The sequence below is a fragment of the Alishewanella sp. HL-SH05 genome (genome assembly GCF_052655985.1).
In genome coordinates, this window is the sequence record NZ_CP199753.1 from 3,372,042 (window position 1) to 3,397,899 (window position 25,858).

The following is a 25,858-nucleotide window of genomic DNA, read 5'->3' on the forward strand; positions in this document are numbered from 1 at the left end:
GTGCATTTTCGTGCACTGAGTTCACCTTTTGCACAATTTTAGGTCTAACCAGACTGCTTTGCTGGCTAGACCAGTGTGCTAAAAACTGCTAAGTTGAAACGATAATAAAGATAATAAGTTTCTTCAAGCAGGGTAACTCAGCATGAAATTAAAAGTTGCACATAAAGTGAGTATTGGTTTTGCCTTTATCACCTTATTATTACTGTTTGCCAGCATCTCAGCACTTGGTATTTTTCGCAGCATCACCCGTGCCAATACTCAGGTCAATGAACAAGCGCTGCCCGCACAACAACAAAGCAATTTAGCGCAAATTCAATTATTAAAACTGGCACGCTTATCCTCTGCAGGGTTTAATGCTGAACAACAAAATGCCATTGAACGCCAACAGCAACAGTTCCTTCAAGCACAACGTGCTTTTGCTGAGCTAACAGAGGGCTTTACCCAGCTTAATGTAGACAGTGCGCTGCAACAAAACCTGCAACAAGCGACTGAGTTTGCCAAAGGTTACACGGATGCCGCCGCAAAAATGTTTCAAGCGCGTTTAAGTAGCCTGAGTTACCAGCAGCAACTCACAAGTGAATTAGCTGAGTTAGAAATCCTGTTAGATGAAGCCGGCGCTAGCTTAATTGAATTGTCTGAATTAGAACTGCCACGCGATAAACAACTGGCTGCAATTATTGCCGGCACGGCTGCGCGTTTAGATGGGCAACTGGTAGGGTTAATTAACACGCTACGCGAAACCGCAGGTTACAGTGACTACGCACAATTTGCACCGAACGAGCAAAATATTGAATTTGCCGTCAGTGATATGCAGGTCAATGTCGATTATTTAGCGCAATTAGTGCAGGACATCAACAGCCAAGGTTTATGGCAGCAGTTTGCTGAAAATTGGCAGAACTTAAATGCGGCTTTCGACAAAGAAACGAATTTAAGCCAACTGAAAAAACAGCATGTCACGGCCTTACAGCAGGCACGTTTACAACTTAATCAAGCAGAGGAACAAATTGAGCAAGCGCTTAATAGCTTAGATCAAGTGGTACAAGCCGCAGATCAGCAATTTTCTCAGCTACAACAACAAGTTTCCAGCGAATTAAACTCTGGCAGCCAGCGCACCAGTATCATCATGGTGATTTTAGTGGTGTTAGCCTTTACTATCGCCTATTTCACTATTAATGCCATGATCAAACCGCTTAAAGGTATCAACCATATACTGGGATATATCTCACAAGGCGATCTCACCCGGCAACTGATGATTAAACAACAAGATGAATTTGGCAGCCTCTCTGCAAAGGTTAACAGCCTCATCAGTGCCCTTAGCGGCTTAATTAATAATATCCAGCACAATGCCCGTGCGCTGAACAATACGGCCAGTCGCTCTACCCTTGCCGTCAGTGATATCAATCAATCGTTACAGCAACAACAGCAGCAAATTGATGCGGTTAACTGTATTACCGAACAATTAGCCGATAATACGCAAGCGGTCGCCGAGCATGCAGCAGAAACTGGCCAAGCCATGCAATTGGCGCTACAACAAAGCCAACAAATTAATACACTGGCAGATGAAAACAGCAAACGTATTAGCAAGCTAGCTGGGCAATTGGTGAATACCAGCAGCTTAATTAACAAAGTCAGTTCGGAGTCGACCAACATTGGCGGCATCTTAACTACTATCAGCAGCATTGCTGAACAAACCAACTTATTAGCGTTAAACGCAGCCATCGAAGCCGCCAGAGCCGGCGATCAAGGTCGCGGCTTTGCCGTAGTGGCCGATGAAGTTCGCTCTTTAGCAAGCCGAACGCAGCAAGCGACCAGTGAAATACGCCAGATGATTGAACATTTGCAGCAACAAACTAAACAAGCCGTAACGGCTGTCACTGCAGGAAAAACCGATGCGGAAAACTGCGTGCAAACCATGGCTGAATTAGTCAACGCTTTGCAGCAAGTGGCGGCAGCGATCAATGAAACCTTGAGAATAAGCGAAGCAGTTACAAGCGCAAGTGCCAGTCAATTAGCGTTAGGGCAGTCGATTAACGATAATATGCATGAAATGGTCGGGCTGGCGAAAACCAGTGCAGCTCAAGCTGAAGAAACGCTTAACCACAGTGCCGAAGTGGCAGCATTGGCCGAACAGTTACAACTTGCTGCCGCTAAGTTTAAAATTTAAGACGGGTTTACAAACAATCGGCCAGCGCATCACGTGCATCACGATAGCGATAGCGAAAAGGCGTATCTCGCTCTATTGCTAGGCTCTCAACTTTGCGCCATGGAGCTGCCGTTTCAGTATCAAAAGCACTGTCTGGCAGACCAAGAGCAGCTGTTGCCGCATGATAAAATGCCTGCTTGCTCACCAGAGCAGGCGAGCTTAAGTTATAACAAGGTTGGCTTAAAGGCCAAACGGGTAGCAGGGCTAAAACAGCCTGCACCACCTCAGCACTGTGCAGCATATTCACCGGTTGCTGCGCATCTGCAAGCCGTTTACCTTGGGTAAAACGTGCCGGATGACGCCCTGGCCCCATTAGGCCGCCTAAACGCAACGTCAGCCAGTTACCTTGCTGTTGTAAAGCCTGCTCCCCCTCGGCCAGCAACACCGCTCGAGGCTGAGTGTCAGATAGCGCGGCCTGTTCATTCAGTTGGCCATCGACTCCCTGATACACGCCTGTTGAACTAAAGTGGATGCCCCCTCTAAAACCGGCTTGTTGGCAAAGCTTAGCTAACTGCTGAAGCGCACTGACATACCCCGTAGGGGAGGATCGACCCGGTGCAATACTGCAAATCACCCACGCATCCGCCAACATAGCCAATAACTTGTCGATCTCAACTAGTGGTTGATTTAAAGCCAGCGTAAAACCCTGGATAGGTTCAGGTAATGCTGCCGCACTGGCACTCGATTGTCGGCTACCGAATACTTGATAACCGGCATGCACTAAAGGCTTCGCCAATTGCTGCCCTAGCCAACCACATCCAATAATGACGACCTTGTTAGTCATCGCTTTGCTCAGGTAATACGGCATATAAACCCACAAACTGCGCACAATGCTGTTCATCGACGAAAATATCTACAGTGATCTGCTGGCGTACTCTGCGACCACTGGCTAAGGTACTAAGATCGCCCCGCACATCGGCTAAATGACAACGCGCAGTGGGTGTTGAACGCACCGGTTGTAAATAACGAATATTGCCTTCCGCTAACACCTGCGCGCCTGCTAGGCCTAAACTTTGCAACTGAAGATACAACATGCCCCAGCCGGTTAAGGTTGCTAAAGTATAAATACTGCCAGCAAACATGGTCTGATGCAGATTAATATTCGGTGCCAATGGCGCCTGACATTGCAAACTAAAACCATCAAAAGAGGTGATCTGCAATTGCATAAACTGGCTTAACGGAATAGTGCTGTGCCATGTCTGTTGCAAATCTGCACACCACTGGCGGAACTCGCTGTCAGTGCCGGCTAGCGTAAGCGTTTTACTCATGCGTTGATGCACAATACCAAACATGCTGGGAGCCGAGCCCAACACATGATATTGCTGACGTAAGTAAAAAGGTAAGGCGCTATCGCGAGCGTTTAGCAGCAGCTTTTTATACCCTTGGCTTATCGCATAATGCTCCAAGCCTTGTAACACTGCGGCACCTGCGCCCTGGCCTTGCCATTCAGAGGCCACCGCCATATAGCGCACTTGTGCCGTTTCGGCATCGACTTGATGTAACCGCCCCACCGCAATTAACTCGCCGGCTGCGTTAGTGAGCATCAGATGGTAAGCGTCTTGCTCTAATTCGTCGCGCTCACTACCTAAAGCTTGTAACCATGGCGCCCGTAAAATTTGCCAACGTAATTGATAATAGGCTTGCCAGTCGGCGGCGCTCTCTGGGCTGCGCAATTGCCAGCGCTGATTCAGTAAGTTCGCGTTCATCGATTTAACGACTCTCCAATAAAAAAGTTACCGGCCCATCATTGACCAAGCTCACCTGCATATTCGCGCCAAAACGCCCTGTCGCCACCTTAAGGCCAAGCGTTTGGCAAGCCTGGCAAAAAGCCTGATAATGCTGCTCTGCCAGTTGCGTGCTGCCTGCTGGGGTAAAACTCGGTCTTAAACCCGAACGTGTATCCGCCGCTAAGGTAAATTGCGAAACAACCAGCAAGGCTCCGCCGGCCTGTTGCACGTTCAAATTCATTTTGCCTTGGTCATCGCTAAACACTCGATAACGACACACTTTTTCAGCCAACTTTTGCACATCAGCAGCATTATCTGTCGCCTCTACGCCAAGCAGCACCAGTAAACCTTGCTCAATAGCACCCACTGTTGTGTGTTCAATCTCAACTTTAGCCGAACTCACGCGTTGAATTAATGCTTTCATGTTAAGCGCTCGGTATCAATAGTGGTAGGAGGCGCTTCATCCTGATCGGGTACCGCACAATCATCGCCTTCTTCACATACACCCTCTTCACGTTGTTGCAATAACGCCGTTAATTCTGCACCAAGCAATACCACCATCCACGATAAATGCACCCAAACGAACAAAATAGGTAATAAGGCTAAAGCACCATAAATCGTTTGATAGGTTGGAAAGTGTGTCACATAAATAGCAAAGCCGCGCTTCGATAATTCAAATAGTACAGTGGCCAATAACGCCCCGAGCAAGGCATGTTTAAGCCGCACTTTGATATTCGGCACGACCAAATACAAGATAAAAAAGGCGATTAACGACATGGCGTAAGGCACTAATCCAAGGACGAGGCTCGAAAAACCAGGCGTGTAATCATCGGCAAAACTGCTCAGTCGGACCACGTAGGAGGTCATCCCGATCGACAAGCCGACTAAAATGGGGCCTAGCGTTAAAATCATCCAATAAATAGAAAACGAAATGATTAATCGTGGCCGTTTCGTTACACGCCAAATTTTATTCAAGGTTTTATCGATATTGTGGATCAATAATAACGCCACACAGACTAAAGCCAAAATACCGATAGCGGTCATACTGCCGGTATTGCCAATAAATTTCGTGAGATAGGTTTGAATTTCTTCGCCGCGAGAAGGGATCACATTCGCGTAAATAAATTGCTCTAAGTTCGTGCGAAACTGCGCGAACATCGGAAAGGCGCTGAGCATAGAAAACATCACGGTGACCATAGGCACCAAAGACAGTAATGAGATATAAGCCAAATAGCCGCCCATCACAGACAACTGATCTTGCTTACAACGCTGGGCATAGGCTCGAACAAAATCTATCGTTTGCCGCCAACCATTTTGCCAATTTACAGATCGCATATCGATTCCTTTTTTGCTGGCATGGCAACTACTTAGCTTGGCCAATACCCTGTTACAGCATACCGTAAATCCAGCAAGCTCACCAGTTTGCCCGAGCAAGCTTTACACGCGAACGTGCCGCAAAAGGCGGATACTTTAGCGGATTAAACGCGATTATTACTCAATAAGACCAAGCCTAAACCACAAAGTACGACAGCCGCAGCGATCACTAAACGTAGTGTTAATGGCTCATTTAACAACACTATACCCAGTATGGCAGCCAAAACAGGGACTGCCAATTGTACCGATGCAGCTTGTAACGCTGATAAGGCTGGCAATACCCGATACCAAATGTAGTAACCTAAACCAGAAGTAATGGCACCACTGATCAGCGCCAGCAGCACACCATAGGGATCCCATTGCAGGTTTGGCCAAAATATTACACACAGCCCCAATGCCAGTGGACTCGCTCTTAAAAAATTGCCTGCAGTGTTTGCCGCAGCATCACCCGCGCGTTGGCCCAGTAAGGAATATAATCCCCATGCGGCACCGGCACATAACATAAAGAAGGCTGACAGGGGTTCTGGCGCACTGGCGCCTGGCAACAATAGCCAGCCAATCCCTGCTAATGCCAAGCCTGCGCCAGCCCATTGCCAACCGCTAACCTGAGTTAACTGTTTTACCCCCAACGCTAGCATGGTTAATTGCACGGCGCCAAATAACAATAACGCTCCGGTGGCGGTATCCAACTGTACATAAGCAAAAGAAAAAAACGCCGCATAGGCAAATAAGTAGCCCGCACCAAGCCAACTGCCCGCAGGCTGCCGTAGCGGTCGACGCACTCTTAACAACAGGTATAACAGGAGTGCCGCAGATATGATCCGCACTAAGGTAAAACTCGTCGCATCAATACTCGTATGACTAAATGCTGCTCGATTCAATAAACTATTTCCCGCAAAAGCCAGCAACGCCAAAACTGTTAACCACAACACCCGCAAAGTAAGCATATTCGCTGTTACCATCTAATTAACCGTAAGATTCATCATATTTATTACCATTTATTTGTTTAAGGCCGCCGCTTAAACTAGCAACATACGATGCAAGGCCAACGTAAACCATAGGGCCCTGCAAACTGATTAGCGGAGATTAACATGTTAGAGATTATTCGTTCAGCAGACCGCGGACAAGCACAATTTGGCTGGCTAACCAGCAAACATAGCTTTTCATTTGGCCATTACTATAACCCTAAACAAATGGGGTTTTCAGCCTTACGCGTGATCAACGATGACAGGGTGATCGCAGGGGCAGGCTTTAGTTCGCATGGTCATCGCAATATGGAAATTATCAGCTATGTACTCGACGGTCATATCGCGCATAAAGATTCTGCGGGTAATGAAAAAATTTTACCAGCCGGCGAGTTCCAACTGATGAGTGCGGGAAAAGGCATTCAACACAGCGAATATAATGCCAGTAAAACCGCGCCATTAACGTTTTTGCAGATTTGGATTGAACCCAATCAACAAGAGGGTGAACCACGCTATCAACAAAAAGACTTTGGCCAAGCACTTGGCTTAACATGGGTGATTACGCCAGATGGCCGCAATGGCACTTTGCAGATACGACAAGACGCCCAGGTGGCACAGCTTCGTTTAACCGAAGGTGACGCATTTGAGTTGCCAGTTGTTGCTGGCAGAGCGTATTATCTGCATCTGATCAGTGGCACAGTGTCGCTGGCAGAGCAAACGCTTGCTCCCGGTGATGGTATCAAGCTTGCCGCGATCGCGTCACTTCAAGGCAAGGTGTTACAAGGACCTGTCAATGCCATTTGGTTTGATTTACCGGCTTAAGCTCGGTATTGCAACGCTATGCTAATCGAACAATGGGCAGTACTGATCATTGCTGTGTTACTGATTGGCATCTCCAAAGCCGCCTTTGCAGGTAGCCTTGGCTTACTGGCTTTACCGCTGCTATTACTGAGCTTTGAAGCCCCAACAGCACTCTCTCTACTCTTACCGTTGTTAATTGCCGCTGATGCCTTAACCTTGCATCAATACTGGCGGCAATGGAGTATGGTTGACTTAAAACGGCTATTACCGGCTGCGCTAGGCGGTATCTTGGTTGGCGCCTTGTTACTTGGCAAATTAAATACGGCTTTTCTACAAGGCTTAGTGGGTGCCGCCAGTGTGCTATTTGCGCTAAATTACTTTTTACAACGGGGTAAAGCGGCAACCTGGTTAGCTAATAGCTTAGGAGGAGGTATTTTAGGCTTTGTCGCCGGACTGAGCTCAACGTTATTGCATGCCGGTGGACCGCCAATAAAAATTTACTTACTGGCGCGACAGCTGCCTTACACAACATACCTGGGCACGGCAGCGGTATTTTTTGCCTTAACCAATTGGCTAAAAGTACCAGCGTATATTTGGCAAGGACAATTAACCCTGCAACACCTCTATCAAGTGTTACCGCTGTTACCTTTGAGCTTTATCGCGATTAAACTGGGCGTCTATTTAAAAAAACGCCTGCCTGAACGCATTATTATTCCGCTGATCTACAGCTTGCTATTCTTGGCAGGCGCGCGCTTATTGTGGACTTTGCCTTAAACGCAACTGCAAGCCGCTTTCACAGCTCTTTAGCCAGAACATTGCGCCGTGGGGTGGCCAATCGCACTTTAATGCAAATTAGGAATGGTTAGGCTAAAACGACAGCCTTGAGCAGGCTCAGAGTGCAGGCTTAGCTCACCTTTTAAGTGCTGTTTAACAATATTGTAGACAATCGATAAACCTAAGCCCGTGCCACCTCGCCCACGCTTAGTGGTAAAAAAAGGGTCAAAGATTTTTTGTTGATGGCTGCGCGGAATGCCGCAACCATTATCACTGACCACAATGCACAGCTGTTGATCGGCAGATACCCGAGTAGTAATGTTAACTAACGCAGGCTGCGTCGCTTGCTCGAACGCATGTAAGCAAGCATTCGTGACTAAATTGGTGATGACTTGCGCTAAGGCTCCCGGAAAAGTGTTTAAAGACAAGCCGCTACTCAGCTGTAACTGTAACTCAACCTGATGTTGCCGACAAAATGATTGCAAGGTACTACTCAGCGCAGAGATATAATCGTCAATGTCGATCGCGTGCAATTCAAAATGCGCTTGATCTAAGGCCGTTTGTTTAAATTGTTGGATCAGCCCAGCTGCACGCTCTAAGTTGCGCTCTACGATATTGCACGATTGCAATAAATCGGTGACGGCACTTTTTAAAGATTGCTTGGTGATGCCACCGGTTTCAACGGTACGCTGTACTTTTTCCAACACATATTGGCTATGGCTATTCGCCGTAAGCCCAACGCCAATCGGTGTATTAATTTCGTGCGCTACGCCCACCACTAAACTACCTAATGATGCCATTTTCTCTGATTCAATAAGATGATGCTGAGTTTGTTTTAACTGATCTAATGCCGCCTGTAAGTGCTGTGTACGCTCTTGCACTTGGCTTTCTAAACGGGCATTCGCTGTCTCCAGCTGAACCTGATAACGATGACGCTGGGCCGCGGCGACAATACGGCCATACAAGTCTGATAAGGCCCCCACAAAAGCCGCATCGCTATCCGACCACAAACGTGGCTGCTGTGTTTGTTCACAACAGATAATGCCAATGACCTCGCCTTTGTAGCGTAGCGGCACATCTAACAGCGAATAGATATTGCAAGGCTCAAGATAAACCAAGTTGAATTCACAGGTGGCCGGATCGCTGCGCGCATCTGGCGCGGTGATCACGCGTTTTTTATCAAGTGCGGCAAAATAACTGGGATAGTCTGTCCGGTTTAATGTGGGCAGATCGTGAGTGCTTATGCCGGCTTGAGTGCACAACAACTTACACGCTATAGTACTGTTCTCATCGCTATAAAGCCAAATACTGGCCCGCGATACCTTGATACCCTGTAAACACGTTTGCAACAACACGCTTTCGGCTTGCGAGCGATGATCGCTATCTAACAGCGGATCCATCGACAGCGCTAATAACAATCCTTCAAGTGTATTGTTCAATATCGCCTCCCAGAATATGACATTAGGCCATAGTACAATTTGCTGCAGCAACTGGGCTGCAGCATAAAGCATTATAATGATGCCAAAACAGCTTACTTAATAATGATCCTAGGGTCAAAGTCTTCACAGTCTGCGACTTTGACACCGTAATCGTAATGCTGCACAGCGTCATTTTTGATGCGACATTTTAATTTACCCTGAGTATTCGACTCTAAATTACAATTTGGTTTAAAGGGGGAATCTCCATAAAAATAAATTTGATAGTCTTTTATGTCGGCACTTTGCCATTCAATATGCTTATCAGGTTTTATGCAAACACAGTTGGCGATACCTTCACATTGACCGCGCTGACCATTATTTTCTTTACAATTATCTTCACCGACAGGTTCAATGCCGACAATACAGTAACTGCCTGCAACTGGCGTCGCTTCAATTTGTAACACCTGATCTTTATCCGCCGCAAACAACGAGTAGCTGCCGGTTAAAATCATGAACATCAGTAAGGTTTTCATCTATATCTTCCTTCATGTTGATTAATCGATACTGCATTTCCAGAACGGCGAGAGGAGATCTCATGGGGAATTTTTGGATCAGCCGCCACCAAAGAGGCCGGATAACCGAAGTCGATCGCTTGCTGTAAATACGTTATGCCCTGTAAAGCACGCTGGCAGGTAAAGTTGGCGATGGCTAAATCATAAAAAACGTAAAAGTCAGTCAGGTTACTCACTAATAATTGCTGTTCAGTATCAAAAGCTTGCTCGCATTGCTGTAGCTCTGCCTGTAATCGGCTAATTTGCGATAATAGCGGCTGAGCTTGAGCATTAATCACCAAATTACCCTGCGCTAAGCTAAGCGCCCGCTGATACAGACCCAACGCTTCTTGTTGCCGATCCGCCTGCACATCAAGCACATCGGCTAGATTAGTCCAAATGGTGTAATCCGCTGGGCTCACGGCTAACGCCTGTCGATAGAACTGCTCGGCTTGCAGATAATCGCCCGCAAAATATAACGCCGTGCCAAGGTTAGAAAACGATAACGAGACGGGCGATAACTCCACCACTTGCTGCCAAACTGTTATCGCCTGCTGAAATTGCCCGCTCAAAAACCATGCCGCCGCAAGGCTATTTAGCACATCGGTACTGCCTGGTTTTAAGCGCGACGCTTGCTCAAAACGACGCGCAGCGGCAGCAAAATTGGCATTGTCATATAAAAACCGGCCGTAATGCATATAGTTTTGCCAATATCCTGGCTCTAATTCGATGGCTTGATTAAACAGCAACTCCGCTTCTTGTGACTGCTCTTTAGCACTTAACACTCTGGCCTTACCGGTAATAGCATCAACCCAGCGGCTATTAACGGCAAGCGCTTGCTCATATTGCGCGATAGCTTCTGGGTATTGACCACGCAACCGGTACAGCTCGCCTAAAGCAGAATACACTTCTGCTTGGTTAACCGCTAAACCCGCGGCATGTTGGCAAGCGGTATTGGCTAAATCGAACTCTTCGATATGTCGAGTCAGGGCATATTTATCTAAATGCACCTTACACAAGCTAGCTGAAGCCAATGCAAAATCAGCATCTTCCTTTAGGGCCTGTAATAACAGCTGTTCAGCCGTATCTAAACTGGCCAAATCATCATATTTTTTTAGCTGTTGCTGGGCTTGCATGTAGGCATCAAACGCTTTGAAGTTATTGGTTATTTGATAATCACGCCCGGTTAAACTAACGGACACTTGCGGCATCACTAGCACCAATGCATTTTGCACCTGTCGATGTAAATCGCGTTGTAATGTCGGTAAGGCTTGCTCTGGCTGAGCTAAACGTGTCGACCAGCGCTGCATGCCAGTGGCGGTTTCAACCAATGAAATCACCAGCTGAAACTGTTCATCCACAATCTGCATACGCCCCTCTAGCACATACTCCACCCGCAATTGATCCGCTAATTGTTGATAGCTCAGATCCGTACTGATATTTTGCATTGCTCGATCGGCCAGCACCGGAAATTGATTTAATTGCGTTAAGGAATACACTAACTCATCACGGATCCCCGACAGCAGATAATCGGCTAATTTGCTGCCATGCTGCAGCTGAAACGGCAAAATAGCTAAGGAGTTTGCGATAGGCCCCAAAGCAACGGTTTGCTGCACAATAGCCGGGGCTTGCTGCACATCATCATCAATGGCCAGCTTTATTGAGCGACCTAACAACCACACTGCCGTAAACGACAACAATAAAAAACCTAAATCGACGGCTAATTGCCGCCGCCAAAACTGCCGTTGCTTTGGATTATTTGACAAAGCCATCCGTCTTTTGCGCTCGCGTAAGTCACCCACCCAGGTAATCAACAACACCACCGGAAAACCCACCAGCAAGACCAGTAAAGTCAGCTTCATGCCTGTCGCCGAGATATTCATTAGCGGAAAGGTGATGGCCATAACCTGAATAAATAACCAAACACTGACTAGAAACGCCACGCTTACACTAAACAGTCGACTGCCGCGAAATAGCGACATCAACCACGACCAATGCCGATTCACCACGACGGTTTGGCTTCGCCGCTCTATCAGTGGTGGCGCATTGGCTGCGCTGGGAGTAGGTTGAGATTGCAGTGGCGTAAGCAAGCGATACCCACGCCGAGGTAGGGTTTGAATAAACACCGGGCATTCTTTATGATCCCCTAATACATGCCGGATCTCACTAATCGCATGGGTTAAATTTGCCTTAGGTGCATCGGCATCAGCCCAAACTGCCAACAATATCTGTTGTTGCGGTACGATTTCTTCAGCATGCAGCGCTAACTGTAACAACACTTCAAATGCTTTAGCGGATAAATGTCGGTACTCGCCATTGACCACCACAAACCCTTTCTCGGGCAGAACGGTGATATCACTTAAACAAAAACCCGCCTGTAACGTCTGAGCGGTAAGCTCGACATCGGGCGGGTTAGTTGTTATTAATAATTTATCCTGATTATCCACTACCATCACTGTTAACTAAATAAACGACAACTCATGGTCGCTTATTAATTAAACAAGTATGGCAAAGGTTGGCTTAATTACCAGCATCGTCAGCAAATGAAAGCGGCTACTTCCAGCCTTGTTGCCAAATCCGAATATCTTTTAACTCCTGCCATTGAATAGGCATTGAACGCTTCGACATCACCGCTTCTATCGTGCAAGCAAGCACATTCCCCTCTTCATCAAACTCGACTTCATTAACCATAAAATGCTTTTCTTTGTTTATCGGTTTTATTGCTGTCCATTTGCTCTTAAGCAATTTATTCGGATTAATTTGATTCATCATTCACACCTTAAAGATGGCTTATTTCAGCCAACGTTGTATTTTTATTTTGCCGATAAGGCAGATTGACTTCTGAGTACTGTTGCTAAAAATAGCTCAAACGGTATCCATAGCAGCAAAGCAAAGCCTATTTGAATCAATAATGCTAAAGGATGATCAATAAAAAAGACTGGTTGATACAGCAAGATAATCAAGAGCAATAACGCCAAGTAAATAACGAGACACATGCTGGCCAACAACCACGGAAAAGGCTTATAAACTAAGCCACTTTTACAGTGCGGACAGGCTATCCGTGTAGGGAGTGCCGCTTTCATAATGGCTAAAACGCCAATATCCTTGTTGCAAATGGGACAATGTTTACCGTTCAAAAGTAGCGCTCCTTTTGCATATCATCTGGCTTAATTTGCTGCAGCTTTAATAAACTATCAAAAAAGCTCAGTTGATCTTAGCAGATTGTCGTGCTGCGGTCTGATTTGCATCGGCCAAAAACTGCTTAAAAACAGTCACCGTACTGCCGGGATCTTCTTCCTGTGGCACATGACCCAACCTATTAAAACGCACCAATTGACTCCCAACAATATCCTGATGAAAGCGATCAGCCATAGCAGGTGGAATAAGACGATCACGGCCGCCCCAAATAATCAGTGTTGGCAATTTCAGATCCTTAATTCGGTTCACTAACGACTCGGTTTGTGTTTGCCGCAAACGCTGACTTAAAGCCTGACGATTACCCGCTCGGGTAGTAAGCTCGAAATAACGATCAATCAGTTCAGCTGTGACTAAGGCAGGATTACCATAAACATTCTTCACGCTACTTTCTATAACGCTACGCGGTAAAACCTGCTCCATCAGTTTGTTTAATAGAGGAATACGGGCAATCGTAAAGCCAATAGGTACAGATTGCGCTTGATTTGGATAACCACTGGCATCAACCAGCACCAGTTTTTTTATACGTTGTGGATACAGCACCGCCGTCGCCCAGGCCACATTACCCCCTAAAGAGTTGCCCGCGATCACCACTTGCTCTAGTTGCAACTCATCGAGTAGGGCTATAACAATTCGTGCATAGTTTTCAATACTATAGTTGTTATCAGCTGAAGGGCCAGTTAAACCAAAACCAGGTAAATCAAATCGAATGACACGACGCTCGTCTTTTAACGCATTCACCCAGCCATCCCAAGTGTGCAGCGAAGAACTGGTTCCATGTATCAGTACAATAGGGGTAGGATCGCCGCGAGGGCCCTCATCCCGCAGATGCAGTTGCATACCAGCCACCTCAACAAATTGAGAAGGTGCTGGCGCCCAGCGCACTCGAAGTTGTTCGACGGTACGATCAGGTTCACGATGTAATGCCATGTATATCACGATGCCGATAACCAGTATCAGACACAAAGCCCCCACTAACCTCATTAAAAGCCGCATACTTATCATCCACCATCAGGCCATTGTTTAAATCACTACGACAGATTCTTTCATTTAATCGACTGTCATACGAAAAAGGATGTTCTTGGAAGCATCAGTAGTGAAGTCAATCATTTAACATCCGTTATCACAACCATAACACAGACTTTGCGTCCTCTTTTTTATTCCCCACTTTTGGTAATGTGTAAGCTGTTTCTTACCAACACACTTGAGCGAGATCGCCGCTTTGCATACAATGGCGCCAACTTAATTTCAGACAGAGCACTGCTATGAACGATACGACCGCACGCCCAGACTTACCGGACCACCTTTCTGTTAATCCTCGCAGCCGTTTCTATGTTGAAGCTATTTTTGAACACGACATCGGTATTCGATTAAATGGTAAAGAGCGCTTTGATGTAGAAGAATATTGTATCAGCGAAGGTTGGGTAAAAGTGGCGGCAGGCAAGGCATTAGACCGTCGTGGCCAACCCCTATTAATGACCCTAAAAGGCAAAGTTGAAGCCTTCTATCGTTAATGATTCACCATCAACTCAGCCGTGCAGCACAAGGTATTATTTAGGCGGCTTAGACTGATGAAACCGTAGCAGGCGCTTCGCTGCTACGGTTATGCAGCTCACTTCTTCGCACTTCGTCAACTTCGCGGTTGTTTTAACAGTAAAACCCAACAACACTTTATCGCGTATAAGGCTTTTTTAGCGTTCTCATAGGGTTTTTTATATGCAAAGCAGCACCGTTTCTCAGGCTTCCTCAGATAAAGGCATTATTGTTATTACCGGTGCCGGCCAACGTGTCGGGTTATATTGTGCCAAGGCATTGCTTGAACATGGCTATCAACTGGTGGTGACTTACCGCAAAATGACAACGGGCATCCGTGAACTGCAACAAGCGGGCGCGCAGTGTATTGCTACCGATTTAAATGACTTAACCAGTATGGCCGCGCTTATTGCAGCACTGGCGCCCTATCCTGCGATCCGAGCGCTGATTCATAATGCTTCGAGCTGGCAAGCAGATCGCCCGCAAGCCGCAACAGCTCAGCCGCAAGATATACTGAGCCAGTTACAGCAGGATGCAGAGGTTTTTGATGCGATGCAGCATATTCATGCGCGTGCCGCTTATTTGTTAAATCGAGCCCTGTTGCCCCAATTACTCGCCAGTACAGAGACTGCCGATATTATTCATTTAACCGACTTTGTTGCCAGTGTCGGTAGCAGCAAACATCAAGCCTATGCTGCCTCTAAGGCTGCATTGGAAAACTTAACGCTATCACTATCACGTAAGTTAGCGCCTAAGGTGAAAGTGAATTCGATTGCCCCAGCGCTATTGATGTTTAACGAGCACGATGATGCGGCTTATCGCGAAAAAGCACTGAAAAAATCCTTAATGGGCATTGCCCCTGGCCCAGATGAAGTATTACAAAGCGTGCTTTACCTGCTGAATAGCCGTTACATTACGGGGCGTTGCTTAGCACTGGATGGCGGCCGTCATTTGCAATTACCTTAACTTTCGCGGCATTAATACTGCCACACCTCGTATTAAGGCATTGCCACATTTACCTGCTCAGTTAGCTTTGCTAGCATAAGGCAAACTTTATTCACTGAAATAATGGTCTTATGGCTAGCAAACTTATCACCACTTGGTATTTACAGTATCAAGGCCCTACCCTGTCACTACCCGACTGGCCAACCGACTGTTTGCTGATGGAAGCCCGTCGACCGAGCCCAGAGCTCAGCCAATTTTTATTTCACGCCGTAGGTACGCCTTGGCACTGGTTTAGCCGCTTAAGCTGGGATTATCAGCAATGGCTGGAGCATGTTGCAAATGAACATGTTCGCACCTGGGTGCTGTATCAAGATGGCAGTATTGCCGGTTTTGTCGAGCTGAACTTACACCCAAGTACACCCAGTGCGGTGGCTGGCTCAACAGAGGCCAAGCAATGCAGTGTCGAATTAAAGTTTTTTGGTTTATTACCCGCATTCAGCGGCCAAGGCTTAGGCCCTAAATTAAGCCAAGCCGCTATTGCCTTAGCGCAGCAGTGGTTACAAGCGCAGCAAAATACAGAAACGCCGAATATCTGGGTGCATACCTGCTCGGACGATCATCCTGCAGCCTTAGCGACTTATCAGCGAGCAGGCTTTGTTGAATATCATCGCGAACAAGAAGCGGCAACGATCCCTGTGGATTATGCAGAAGCGGCGTTATGTCGCCCTTATGTCCACTCGCGCTTAGCGCGATTTCAACAGCCTTAGCACTTATCAGAAAAAAAGCCGCCCGCAAACCGTTGAAAAAGTTACCTTTCGTGAGGTAAGCAAGATACTTATAAATAAAAAAACAGCGGCTTAAACCGCTGTTTTTATTGGGTAAGTTAACTTAGCCGTATCAAAGCGCCAGCGTAAGGATCTGCCGTGCTTTAGCTAAATCGATATCGCCATGCTCGCCTAACGCCGTCATGCCATTACGCTCGAGGTTAGCAACTAATTTATCAATATCCGCTTCGGCTAAGTTGTAATCGCTTAAACGTGTTTTAACCCCCATGTTTTCAAAGAAGTCTTGTGTCGCTTTGATGGTTAAATCAATCACTTCATCTTCTGAGCTAGTGTTGATGTTAAATACGCGCCGACCAAACTGCAGCAGCTTTTGGCGTTTCTTTTCGCGCTGCACATACATCAGTGTCGGCAACACTACCGCCAAGGTTTGTGCATGATCCAGCCCAAATAACGCCGTTAATTCGTGACCAATCATATGCGTTGCCCAATCTTGCGGCACGCCTTTACCAATTAAACCGTTTAACGCCATAGTCGCCGACCACATCACGTTGGCTCGCACATCGTAGTCATCGGGTGTGGCTAAGGCTTTTGGCCCTTCGCTAATTAAGGTTTGTAAAATACCCTCGGCAAAACGATCTTGCAGCGGCGCATTTACTGGATAAGTAAGATACTGTTCAATCACATGCACAAAGGCATCCACCACGCCATTACTCACCTGCTTAACCGGTAGCGACAGCGTATACACCGGATCTAACACCGCAAAGGTTGGCTGCACGAGATCAGAGGCAAAGGCACGTTTTTGCGCAGTGGCTTTGTTGGTCACAACCGAGTTACCGTTACTCTCAGAGCCCGTTGCGGGTAAGGTTAAGACGGCACCAATGGGTAAGGCGTGTGCAAAGGCCGCGCCTTTGGCCAGAATATCCCACGGCTCCCCCTTGAAATGGGCTGCTGCAGCAATAAATTTAGCACCGTCAATCACACTGCCTCCACCCACAGCTAAAATAAAGTTAATGTTTTTAGCTCGCACTAACTCGACAGCCTGCATTAAGGTTTCTAGGGTCGGGTTAGGTTCAACCCCTGCAAATTCGTGAAAATTTACGCCATCGAGTAACGCTATCACGTCATCATAAACGCCGTTGCGTTTAATCGAGCCACCGCCATATAAAAACAGCACCTTAGCATCTTGCGGTAAACGACTTTTCGCTTCTTTAATTTGGCCTTTACCAAATAAGATTTCTGTTTGATTTTTAAAATTAAAATTTAACATCATCACTCCAAAATAAAGGGAATACTGCTGGCTCGCTGGCCAGCAGTTAACATTACTTAGCGGCTAATTGCTTTAATACTTCGGCTGCAAGGGCTTTATCCGAAAAAGGGTTTTGCCCAGTAATCAGCTCGCGGTCTACCACCACATTCGATGTCCAATCTGCGGCATACTGCATATTGCCACCAGCCTGCTGCATGGCCTGGCCTGGGTAATACTGCAGCTTTTTACCGTCAAGTGAACCTTCAAATACCGCTTCTTCACTGTTCGAGAAAATGGTCATTTTGTAGCCGGCATAAATCCAGTCACTGGCTTTAGGGTTAGTTTGCTCAATTAAACCTTGCTGAAAAGCCATTGGGTTTTGTTGGGGTGACAATAACGCTATCGGCCCATGACAAATGGCCGCAGTAGGCTTAGCGTTAGCATTAAAATGCGTGAGTATTTTGCCGACTTCAGGATTGTTAGCTAAATCAATTAAAGGCGCATGACCACCTGGAATAAACACCGCTTTATACTGCGCTAAACCACCGTCTAAAATTTCACGCAACGACAAGGTATCGTCGATGCCAGGGATCGCAGCAATAACCTCTTTGATACGCTGCATTTCAGCAGCACTGCCACCAAAATAGTCAGTGGTGACTGATTTTTGATCGACCACCGGTGCATTACCTTTTGGCGTAGCTAGCACCAAGTCATAGCCGGCTTGAATAAAAGCATCAGCCGGTACGCCAAACTCATTTAAGTAATAACCGGTGCTAATGGTTTTACCCTCTTGCAGCTGCATTTCGCTTTCGCTTGATAACAACACCAAGATCTGACCTTTACTGTCTGATGCCATAACGCCTTGGCTAAATACGCTAACGAGTGCTACGGCAATTAAGCTTTGCTTGAACATAGTGACTCCTTTGGTTTAACAGGCCGACGATACCGCGGCTGTGTTTTTAGTGAGTAAAGCTTAAAGGGTTTTACTTGTGGTTAGAACTCAGCTCTTTTACTATCAGCCATCATATTTCTGATGGCTAATAGCATATGTCGTATTTTGTGCAGTTACGCACCTTTGTTGAAGTGTATCGCTGCGGCACCATTACCAAGGCCGCCGCCAATTTAGGCTTATCACAACCGGCAGCCACTGCGCATATCCAAAGTATCGAATCTTGGGTGGGCTTTGCGTTGTTTGAGCGTAAAGCTCGAGGTGTTGAACCCACGGTAGCGGCCCATGATTTAGCACTGCAAGTGGCACGACACTTTGATGCCGTCGAGCAAAAGCTAGCGTCAGTGCGTAATCGTAATAGTGCCGTTTATGGCACCTTGAATATTGCCGGGCCGGCTGAATATATTAGCTATATTGCCGGTGCACAGTTTGCTAATTTACTGCAAGCGGGTGAAGTGAATTTAGTGGTACATGTGGGTAATAAAGATCGTATTTATCAGTTATTAGCTGAAGGTACCGCGGAATTGGCGATCACCGCTTCTACTCCCGATCCTGCCTTGTATGATTATCAAATTATTGATAGCGAGCGTTTAATTTTAGTGACCAACCGCTTTAATGGCCAACAATTAGCCCAGCAAACCTTAAGTAGCGAACAGCTAAGACTGTATCCCGTGGTCAGTTACGACGAGACACTGCCATTGATCCGGCCGTATTTTAAAACCGTGTTTAATGACAGCTGTTTGTCACCGATCGCCGCTATTTGCCCCGATATTCGTGCCATAGCTGGCATTATAAAAGCCGGTATTGGTTATAGCGTTTTACCCGATTATTTGTGTAAAGAGGCGATAACAGCAGGGGAGTTGATGCAGCTAGGACCAGAGGGGCCTGAGAATTTTATCTATTTAGTTTGGCGCAAGGGCGCACTAAAACATCCGCGGATCAGTTACGCCAAAGATATCTTGATGGCGTTCGCTAACATTAATAAATATGCCCACCAAAAAGCCAGCAGTTAACCTAACCGCCGACAATCTGACGATTGCCGGCTTGCTGTTATAACCGTTAAATTGGCGAGCCTGGCGGCGCTTGTAAGGTTTTAACCTTATTGAGATCCGCTGCCGCATTACTCACTTGCCCCGCCATTTTCAATAATAACAAATGGTGCGCATCATTACCCAAAGCGAACTTTTCGCTGAGCCCTTGCAGATGAAACAATAACTCTGCGCGCAACTCGGGGGCTAATTCTGCTGACTTAGCCAGCGCTAGTAACTGCTGCAAGTAACTGATTTGCATGCGTCGACTGAGCAAAGGTTGGGTTGCAACCGGCTGCTGAATTTGTTGCCAGGTAGCCGCTAAAACAGCACTGACACTGGGCACCTTGTTATCAAACTGATGTTGCCACTGCAGTCTTGCTAAACGCTGCTCATCCAATAAAATGGCGAAGCTTTGATTGGCGGCCGCTTCGGCTAAAGATAGGGGATCAAAAATCAACCCAGTATAACCTTGTGGGCTCTCGCGACTACTGCGATAACCATAGGCTTTAGGGGGAATTAATGCCTGGATCTGCGCACTTAACGCCAATTGTGCTGGCTCTAAGGTTTTCAATAATGTCGCTAACGCGCGTTGCTGTTCAGCACCCGACAACGGTTGATAATCTGGCGCCACATTCTCCGTTTTAACCTGATAGCTATATTGATAACCGCCGAGCCATTTCCCGACGGCTTCAGTTTGGTAGCGATGCGAAAAATACAGAGGTACTAGAATTTCCGCTAAATCAGAATAGGGGCGCTCAAAAGCCAGGGTCGCGGGGCTAAAATTTGCCAAACCTTGCTGGCGTACCGCTAAAATACGCTCTAACTCGGTAACCGCATCGGCGCCACCGTCCCATAAACTCGAAAATGCATGTGCTTTGCTAATGCCATTACTGTCGGCATCAGACATAAACACAAAACCGGCATTATTAGACTCTGCAATAAAGGCTAAGCGAGCTGCGTCATCCGCAAAATCACCATAACCGTATTGCACAACCCGTTTATCCCAAGCCCCAATACCCGTGGCATAAGCATCGTTTAAGCTGATGCTTTGCTCAGGCGTTAAAGTAAATTTCGGATGCGGGTAATCCATCACCGAGGCACGGTCTTGGTTACTGGCAGCAAAGTTATGCGCAATACCTAGCGTGTGGCCAATTTCGTGTGCCGATAATTGCCGAATACGCGCTAACGCCATCTCGGTTAGTTCAGACGCCACGATGTCGGGCTCCGTAAAAGGTGACGTCATACCTTGCGCCAACAAATAATCTTGCCGTACCCGCAGCGAACCTAAAGTGACATGCCCTTTAATAATCTCGCCGGTACGTGGATCAATCACACTGCTACCATAAGACCAACCACGCGTCGCCCGATGCACCCATTGGATCATGTTATAACGCACATCCATGGCATCAGCGCCTTCAGGCATCATTTTTACCACAAACGCATCTTTGTATCCGGCCGCGGTAAAGGCATCATTCCACCAACGCGCACCATCTAATAGCGCCGAACGAATCGGCTCTGGTGTACCTGCATCCAGATAATACACAATCGGCTCTACAGCTTCGCTCAGCTTGGCCGTGGGATCTTTTTTCGCTAAACGGTGGCGTGGGATCACACGCTGGGTAATAGGTTGATCAATAGGGGCAGCGTAATCTTCATAGTCAAAAGACCAAAAGCCGCTTTGTGGATGAAAGGTACGAGGGACAAAACCAGGTTCAGGCAGCGCAACAAAACTGTGATGTACGCGCACACTAATTTGGTAAGGATCAGGCGCCACTTGGCGCACAAAATTACCCGGATTATCGCTGGTAAAGGTTAAGGTGGCTTCAAGCTCAGTATTTCTTTCAAAGCTTTTCGTCCTTGGCCAATACAACGCCGAATGGCTCGGCGTTAACGTAAAATCGCCTTGCCCGCGCGCTTTCAAAATACGTGCTACGCCATGGCTATCACTGACCACAAAATCAGTCGCATCAATCAATACGCTTGTAGCATCACGCGCCACTACGCTAAAACTGCCAATAATGGCACTGGCAAAAGCCTCATCGACTGAACGTTGCTCTAAAGGATTGTTCGATTCGGCACGAAATTGCGTATTGTGCTGGCGTAATAACATTTTGTCGCCAGCATCTTCAAAACTGACCAAGCGTGCGCCTAACTCCATCAATTGCCCGCGATCTAAACCGATATCATTTGAACCTAATCCCTGTGGCAAGCTGGAATAATAAAGATATTGCTGATCACTCGCCGGCACCTGCAAATAGACCTTACCCGCCTCATTATCACGATAAAGCGTAAACAAACCCGGTTCAGCATCAAGCCGCTGACTATAATCGGCTAAACTCTGCTGCTCAGTGGCTGGCTGACAACCACTGAGCAATAATAAAAAGACCAGCCCACAAGCTGCAAAAAACTTTTCCATCAACGCCATCCTTTCAATCATTCAAGCCTCTACCATAAAGGTTTTTACGCCGTCTTGTATATGATTAAAAAGGAAAAGCAGGAACATAATTGGTGAGATGACTGACTGAAGTTATGCAATTTTCGCCCTATTCTACGCACCAAGGAGCACCGTTTTATAACGCTCCCTGCTGGTATAACACTATTTATCAACTACACTCCAATGCAAAAAAACAATAAGATGGTGTAAATGACCATCAGTAACTTAGCGGTACACAATATGCGCATCGTCTTGATCTGCTTTTTACTGTTAGCTTGGCCTTGCTTTTCGGCTCAGAAAACACTGAAAGTGGCCATCAATATTGGCCCACCATGGGCCTTTCAGCCTGCAGGGCAAGAAGTCACCGGCATTGATGTTGAGATCTTACGGCATGTATTCCAGCAGATGGGCTATGCGACAGAATTTCACTTATTAGGCTACAGCAGGCTGATTAAAGACTTTAATGAAGGTAAATTTGATGTGGCCAGCCCAGCCGCTTTTGAATCTCAGCATGGTTTTTTGACAAAGCCTTATTTACCATATCAAGATGTCGCTATATCACTGAAAACTGAGCAGCACAACATTAACGTTATTAATGATTTGAAAGGTAAAAGAACCGTTACTTACCAGTTTGCTCATGCGGTGCTGGCGGATCAGTTAAGTCATGTTATTCAAGACATCAATTATTTAGAGGTCGCTGATCGGGAATTACAATTAAGATTACTGGTAAATAACCGCACAGATGTAGTGATTGGCGAGCGCCGTTTATTAAAACATATCTTCAAGCAATATTACCCGCAAGAGCAATTCTCGATTCATCCTATCTTTGCAGCAAAATCGTATGGTGCGATTATTAAAGACAAACAGTTACAGCTGCAATTTGATCTAGAACTTGCCAAACTAATGGCGTCAGACAAGTATCAGCAAATCCTCAGCCAGTGGCCTTAAAATGATAACCACTTAGCTGCCAGAAACGTGATCATTTATCCAAGGCTGAAGCTTTAAAACAAACTTGATCTCGACCATTTGTTTTAGCTTGATACATCATTTCGTCAGCACGTTGTAATAAACTTTGCGGCGTATCCGTGATTTGGCAGTCAGTGGCACCAATGCTAACAGTACAATTGGGCAAAGCCTGTTTTGTCGATTGCTGATTAAGTGCCAACCGGATCCGTTCAGCCAGTTCAACCGCAGGTTCGATGGCGGTATCGGGCAGGATAATCAAAAACTCCTCACCACCAATTCGGCCAATAAAATCTATTTTTCTGATCTGCTGTTTAAAGCATTCAGCCGCGAATTTCAGCGTTTGATCTCCCGTTTGATGGCCATGCTCATCATTTATAGCTTTAAAATGATCAAGATCGAGCATCATGACACATAGCGATGACTTTTGCCGCCTACAACGTAATAACTCTACATCGAGGATACGCATAATTTCTCGACGATTCGCTAACTCGGTTAGCTCATCCGTGGTAGCCAGCTTTTCTAATTGGGCGGTACGCTTTGCTACCTCTGACTCTAAATGCTGATTGGCCTGTGCTAATTTTTTTCGGCAAGGGTTAAAGCAATAATTTTTTCTTCGAGATTGCGCTTACTCGGCATCGCTATCGCATAAGGCAATAAATGCCACAGCATAATGGCCGTTGCAATTGAGATCATGCCCGTTAATGTTTTCATAATGCCGTGAATATAGTAGTAACCATGCCAAACATTAACGACGCCCAAAAAATGAGTCGCACCGCAAAAAAATATAAAACAAGAAAACATCAACACGATCCAACTAAACTTTAAGTCTTCACGCATTTTAACCAACCGAAGCAATGCCAAAGGGATCAGCATATAGGCTACAAAGGTCATCACATCGCCGCCGACATGCAAAATCAATAAATCTGTACGCCATAGCAAACAATGACCGTGCGGCATAAAGCTACCGTTAAACAAGTCGTTGATAAATGTCATGTTGAACTCCAGAGCCTCACTACGTTATTCAGTTTAGCTAACAATCAATGTTTGTGGGGGAGTAACCTTAACCAAAATCAATTTCTGTGTTTAGCTACTGCGGTTTTAGCGCTATACGCAGTAAATAATGGGTGGCAGTAATGTATAACCAGCGGTTATCGGCACTTAATGCCACATTGGCAGAGGCGACACCGGTTTGAATAGTACCTAAATGTGCGCCATCAGGTGAAATCACCCAAACACCCCCCGGCCCCGTGGCCAAGAGCACACCTGATGGTAATACTTTCAAACCATCGGGTAAGCCGCGCTGTTGCTGTGCCTGTGCGGTGGCATCCAGGAATAGCTCACCTTCAGCCACACTGCCATCGACTTGTAACGGATAACGCCACCACTGTGCGGCGGCGCGATCAGAGTTGGCTACGTACAACCATTTACCATCTGCGGAAAACGCTAAGCCATTCGGCCGAGTTAATTGCGTAACCAATAATGTCACTGTGCCATCGGGTGCCAACCGATAAACACCATTTACAGGTTGCTGTTTGTCTGGCGAAGCGTCACCACCGGCTAAACCGTATGGCGGGTCAGTAAAATAGTAGGCTCCGCTACTGTGTTGTACGACATCATTCGGGCTGCTAAATAACTTATCGTTGTAACGCATCGCCAGTGTTTGATATTGCGGCACGCCCTCTTGCATCCCAGTAAAGAGCGCTAAACGGCGATCACCATGCTGCGCGATAACAAGCTGCTTATCCGCATTAAAAATCAGACCATTAGCCCCCTGCTGCCGGTTATTCTCTGGATGCAACCCGGTATAACCCGATGGCTGCAAAAACAATGTTAAGCCGGCGTGTTCATTCCAACGGTACACTTTATTTTCAGGCACATCAGAAAACAAAATATCGCCACTACCCGGCTCGGCAATCGGCCCTTCTGACCAGCTAAAGCCTTCGGCCAATATTTCTAAAGTGGCATCTTCAGCAATAATCTCAGCCAATTGTGGTTGTAGCATCAACACAGGCCTTTGAGGCAGTGGTGTCGTTTGTGCCAAAACCGCCGGCATTAACAAGGCTAAAAAAAGCATTCGAAGTAGCATGGTAGATCCTGAAGATTAATCAGCTTGGCTAAGGCTAGCAGCTGATGAGGTAAACCACTACTAATACAGCAAATTTTCTAAACAATTTAAGAATAGTTTGCTTAAAACAGATTGGACTATTTATATATTATTCATCAAGCTGGCTGAGTATATCCATGCGCTGATGTAATACTCTAGCAACGTCAATGCCACCTTTGCAGGGCTTATAAAAAATGACATGCTTGCCTGAAGGAAAACTCCTTGTACCAGCGAATATGTCATCGCGCATCCGCCCTAAAGCAGGGTTATTGGCAAGCATAAGCATTGTGTTATGCAAGTTTTCTGCATACAACCTTGCTTGCTGCTTACCCCAAGCGTCTATCGTTTTTGCTGCAATTTCTTTAATATCAGACTCAGCAAAAGAAGATAGCTTATAACTAACCATCAATATCCCTGCTGACTTCATCGAAAATATCCAAGGCATTGCGAGCGGAATGTTTCCCTGCTGATAATTGCTCAAAACCCCGAGTCACTTCTTGCCGTAAAATTTCAAGCTGCTGCTGCTTTGCGATATCCTTTTCAAACAATAATCTCAAACCATCTCTAATAACTTCACTGGCTGAAGTATATAAACCAGACGAAATTTTCTCATTGATACGTTTTTCAAATTCATGACCTAAGGTAACATTCATCACTAAATCCTCATTATGCATGCACGTTACACTTATATTATGCGCACAACGCACGCATGACAAGTTAAGTGTTATGAAAAAGATCTGCAACATCGCTTGAAATCATACAAGCCGACCTTATTAAGTATTTAAGGTGGCCGGATACGGCACCTTTAATGAATCCGACAGCCGCTGTGCTGTTAACCCTAACGCCCGTTCAATTGA

26 protein-coding genes are annotated in these 25,858 nt (G+C 46.4%); 8 read left to right on the forward strand and 18 right to left on the reverse strand.

Going from position 1 to position 25,858, the window contains the following annotated elements:
- The first annotated feature begins 142 nt into the window (after nt 1–142).
- On the forward strand, nt 143–2,164 hold the full coding sequence (locus ACUJFL_RS15440; protein ID WP_445427932.1) for a methyl-accepting chemotaxis protein: 2,022 nt from the start codon (nt 143–145) through the stop codon (nt 2,162–2,164).
- A gap of 7 nt (nt 2,165–2,171) precedes the next feature.
- Here ACUJFL_RS15440 and ACUJFL_RS15445 read toward each other — a convergent pair whose 3' ends face one another.
- From ACUJFL_RS15445 to ACUJFL_RS15465, 5 genes are all read right to left on the reverse strand, one after another.
- Nucleotides 2,172–2,987 (reverse strand): NAD(P)H-binding protein, encoded by an 816-nt coding sequence (locus tag ACUJFL_RS15445; protein WP_445427933.1) that lies wholly within the window; start codon nt 2,985–2,987, stop codon nt 2,172–2,174.
- The gene (locus ACUJFL_RS15450) at nt 2,980–3,909 is read right to left on the reverse strand and encodes a bifunctional GNAT family N-acetyltransferase/hotdog fold thioesterase (protein ID WP_306177735.1); all 930 of its coding nucleotides are present in this window, start codon (nt 3,907–3,909) and stop codon (nt 2,980–2,982) included. The genes ACUJFL_RS15445 and ACUJFL_RS15450 overlap by 8 nt, the downstream gene beginning before the upstream one ends.
- A 4-nt stretch (nt 3,910–3,913) precedes the next feature.
- Nucleotides 3,914–4,354 carry a D-aminoacyl-tRNA deacylase gene (gene dtd / locus ACUJFL_RS15455; protein ID WP_445427934.1) on the reverse strand — a complete coding sequence of 147 codons (441 nt, stop codon included), beginning with the start codon at nt 4,352–4,354 and terminating at the stop codon, nt 3,914–3,916.
- A complete protein-coding gene (locus ACUJFL_RS15460) occupies nt 4,351–5,265 on the reverse strand; it encodes a virulence factor BrkB family protein (protein ID WP_226751032.1) in 915 nt (304 codons plus the stop codon). The genes dtd and ACUJFL_RS15460 overlap by 4 nt, the downstream gene beginning before the upstream one ends.
- 143 nt (nt 5,266–5,408) lie before the next feature.
- Nucleotides 5,409–6,266, reverse strand: a complete 858-nt coding sequence (locus ACUJFL_RS15465) for a DMT family transporter (protein WP_445427935.1) — start codon at nt 6,264–6,266, stop codon at nt 5,409–5,411.
- 129 nt (nt 6,267–6,395) lie between these two features.
- On the opposite strand from ACUJFL_RS15465, the gene ACUJFL_RS15470 reads away from it, so the two are divergent.
- The gene (locus tag ACUJFL_RS15470) at nt 6,396–7,091 is read left to right on the forward strand and encodes a pirin family protein (RefSeq protein WP_445427936.1); all 696 of its coding nucleotides are present in this window, start codon (nt 6,396–6,398) and stop codon (nt 7,089–7,091) included.
- Between the two features lie 18 nt (nt 7,092–7,109).
- The gene (locus tag ACUJFL_RS15475) at nt 7,110–7,844 is read left to right on the forward strand and encodes a sulfite exporter TauE/SafE family protein (RefSeq protein ID WP_226751029.1); all 735 of its coding nucleotides are present in this window, start codon (nt 7,110–7,112) and stop codon (nt 7,842–7,844) included.
- Between the two features lie 68 nt (nt 7,845–7,912).
- On the opposite strand, the gene ACUJFL_RS15480 is transcribed toward ACUJFL_RS15475, so the two are convergent.
- The 5 genes from ACUJFL_RS15480 to ACUJFL_RS15500 form a co-directional block, all read right to left on the reverse strand.
- Nucleotides 7,913–9,283, reverse strand: a complete 1,371-nt coding sequence (locus tag ACUJFL_RS15480) for a GAF domain-containing sensor histidine kinase (RefSeq protein ID WP_445427937.1) — start codon at nt 9,281–9,283, stop codon at nt 7,913–7,915.
- Between the two features lie 92 nt (nt 9,284–9,375).
- Nucleotides 9,376–9,795: a hypothetical protein gene (locus ACUJFL_RS15485; RefSeq protein ID WP_445427938.1), complete on the reverse strand. Its 420-nt coding sequence runs from the start codon at nt 9,793–9,795 to the stop codon at nt 9,376–9,378.
- A complete protein-coding gene (locus ACUJFL_RS15490) occupies nt 9,792–12,260 on the reverse strand; it encodes a tetratricopeptide repeat protein (RefSeq protein ID WP_445427939.1) in 2,469 nt (822 codons plus the stop codon). The genes ACUJFL_RS15485 and ACUJFL_RS15490 overlap by 4 nt, the downstream gene beginning before the upstream one ends.
- A 106-nt stretch (nt 12,261–12,366) precedes the next feature.
- Nucleotides 12,367–12,582, reverse strand: coding sequence for a TIGR02450 family Trp-rich protein (locus tag ACUJFL_RS15495; RefSeq protein ID WP_226751025.1), 216 nt, complete (start codon nt 12,580–12,582; stop codon nt 12,367–12,369).
- A gap of 435 nt (nt 12,583–13,017) precedes the next feature.
- A complete protein-coding gene (locus tag ACUJFL_RS15500; protein WP_445425444.1) occupies nt 13,018–14,004 on the reverse strand; it encodes an alpha/beta fold hydrolase in 987 nt (328 codons plus the stop codon).
- Nucleotides 14,005–14,273: 269 nt separating this feature from the next.
- Between ACUJFL_RS15500 and ACUJFL_RS15505 the strand changes: the two genes are divergently transcribed.
- The 3 genes from ACUJFL_RS15505 to ACUJFL_RS15515 all read left to right on the forward strand — a co-directional run bounded on the left by ACUJFL_RS15505 (nt 14,274) and on the right by ACUJFL_RS15515 (nt 16,253).
- Nucleotides 14,274–14,522, forward strand: a complete 249-nt coding sequence (locus ACUJFL_RS15505; RefSeq protein WP_445425445.1) for a DUF3297 family protein — start codon at nt 14,274–14,276, stop codon at nt 14,520–14,522.
- A gap of 202 nt (nt 14,523–14,724) precedes the next feature.
- Entirely contained in the window at nt 14,725–15,507 is a 783-nt protein-coding gene (folM, locus tag ACUJFL_RS15510) for a dihydromonapterin reductase (protein WP_445425446.1), read from the forward strand.
- Nucleotides 15,508–15,617: 110 nt separating this feature from the next.
- On the forward strand, nt 15,618–16,253 hold the full coding sequence (locus tag ACUJFL_RS15515) for a GNAT family N-acetyltransferase (protein ID WP_445425447.1): 636 nt from the start codon (nt 15,618–15,620) through the stop codon (nt 16,251–16,253).
- 130 nt (nt 16,254–16,383) lie between these two features.
- Here the strand turns inward: ACUJFL_RS15515 and ACUJFL_RS15520 are convergent, their stop codons facing one another.
- Together ACUJFL_RS15520 and ACUJFL_RS15525 are read right to left on the reverse strand one after the other, a co-directional pair.
- Nucleotides 16,384–17,538, reverse strand: coding sequence for an iron-containing alcohol dehydrogenase (locus tag ACUJFL_RS15520; protein WP_229587400.1), 1,155 nt, complete (start codon nt 17,536–17,538; stop codon nt 16,384–16,386).
- 52 nt (nt 17,539–17,590) lie between these two features.
- Nucleotides 17,591–18,430, reverse strand: coding sequence for a type 1 glutamine amidotransferase domain-containing protein (locus ACUJFL_RS15525; protein WP_445425448.1), 840 nt, complete (start codon nt 18,428–18,430; stop codon nt 17,591–17,593).
- Between the two features lie 134 nt (nt 18,431–18,564).
- Here ACUJFL_RS15525 and ACUJFL_RS15530 point away from each other — a divergent pair, with 134 nt between their 5' ends.
- On the forward strand, nt 18,565–19,479 hold the full coding sequence (locus ACUJFL_RS15530; RefSeq protein ID WP_306177748.1) for a LysR family transcriptional regulator: 915 nt from the start codon (nt 18,565–18,567) through the stop codon (nt 19,477–19,479).
- 46 nt (nt 19,480–19,525) lie between these two features.
- Here the strand turns inward: ACUJFL_RS15530 and ACUJFL_RS15535 are convergent, their stop codons facing one another.
- A complete protein-coding gene (locus ACUJFL_RS15535; protein ID WP_445425449.1) occupies nt 19,526–21,913 on the reverse strand; it encodes a zinc-dependent metalloprotease in 2,388 nt (795 codons plus the stop codon).
- Between the two features lie 228 nt (nt 21,914–22,141).
- On the opposite strand from ACUJFL_RS15535, the gene ACUJFL_RS15540 reads away from it, so the two are divergent.
- Complete coding sequence (locus tag ACUJFL_RS15540) at nt 22,142–22,879, forward strand: substrate-binding periplasmic protein (protein ID WP_445425450.1); 738 nt, start codon at nt 22,142–22,144, stop codon at nt 22,877–22,879.
- A 31-nt stretch (nt 22,880–22,910) separates the two neighbouring features.
- Here the strand turns inward: ACUJFL_RS15540 and ACUJFL_RS15545 are convergent, their stop codons facing one another.
- From ACUJFL_RS15545 to ACUJFL_RS15565, 5 genes are all read right to left on the reverse strand, one after another.
- A complete protein-coding gene (locus ACUJFL_RS15545) occupies nt 22,911–23,411 on the reverse strand; it encodes a GGDEF domain-containing protein (protein WP_445429100.1) in 501 nt (166 codons plus the stop codon).
- A gap of 59 nt (nt 23,412–23,470) precedes the next feature.
- A complete protein-coding gene (locus tag ACUJFL_RS15550) occupies nt 23,471–23,890 on the reverse strand; it encodes a hypothetical protein (protein WP_445427940.1) in 420 nt (139 codons plus the stop codon).
- Between the two features lie 94 nt (nt 23,891–23,984).
- Nucleotides 23,985–24,983: an SMP-30/gluconolactonase/LRE family protein gene (locus ACUJFL_RS15555; protein ID WP_445427941.1), complete on the reverse strand. Its 999-nt coding sequence runs from the start codon at nt 24,981–24,983 to the stop codon at nt 23,985–23,987.
- A 127-nt stretch (nt 24,984–25,110) separates the two neighbouring features.
- Nucleotides 25,111–25,407, reverse strand: coding sequence for a type II toxin-antitoxin system RelE/ParE family toxin (locus ACUJFL_RS15560; RefSeq protein ID WP_445425453.1), 297 nt, complete (start codon nt 25,405–25,407; stop codon nt 25,111–25,113).
- Nucleotides 25,400–25,654 carry a type II toxin-antitoxin system ParD family antitoxin gene (locus ACUJFL_RS15565; RefSeq protein WP_445425454.1) on the reverse strand — a complete coding sequence of 85 codons (255 nt, stop codon included), beginning with the start codon at nt 25,652–25,654 and terminating at the stop codon, nt 25,400–25,402. The genes ACUJFL_RS15560 and ACUJFL_RS15565 overlap by 8 nt, the downstream gene beginning before the upstream one ends.
- Nucleotides 25,655–25,858 lie beyond the last annotated feature (204 nt).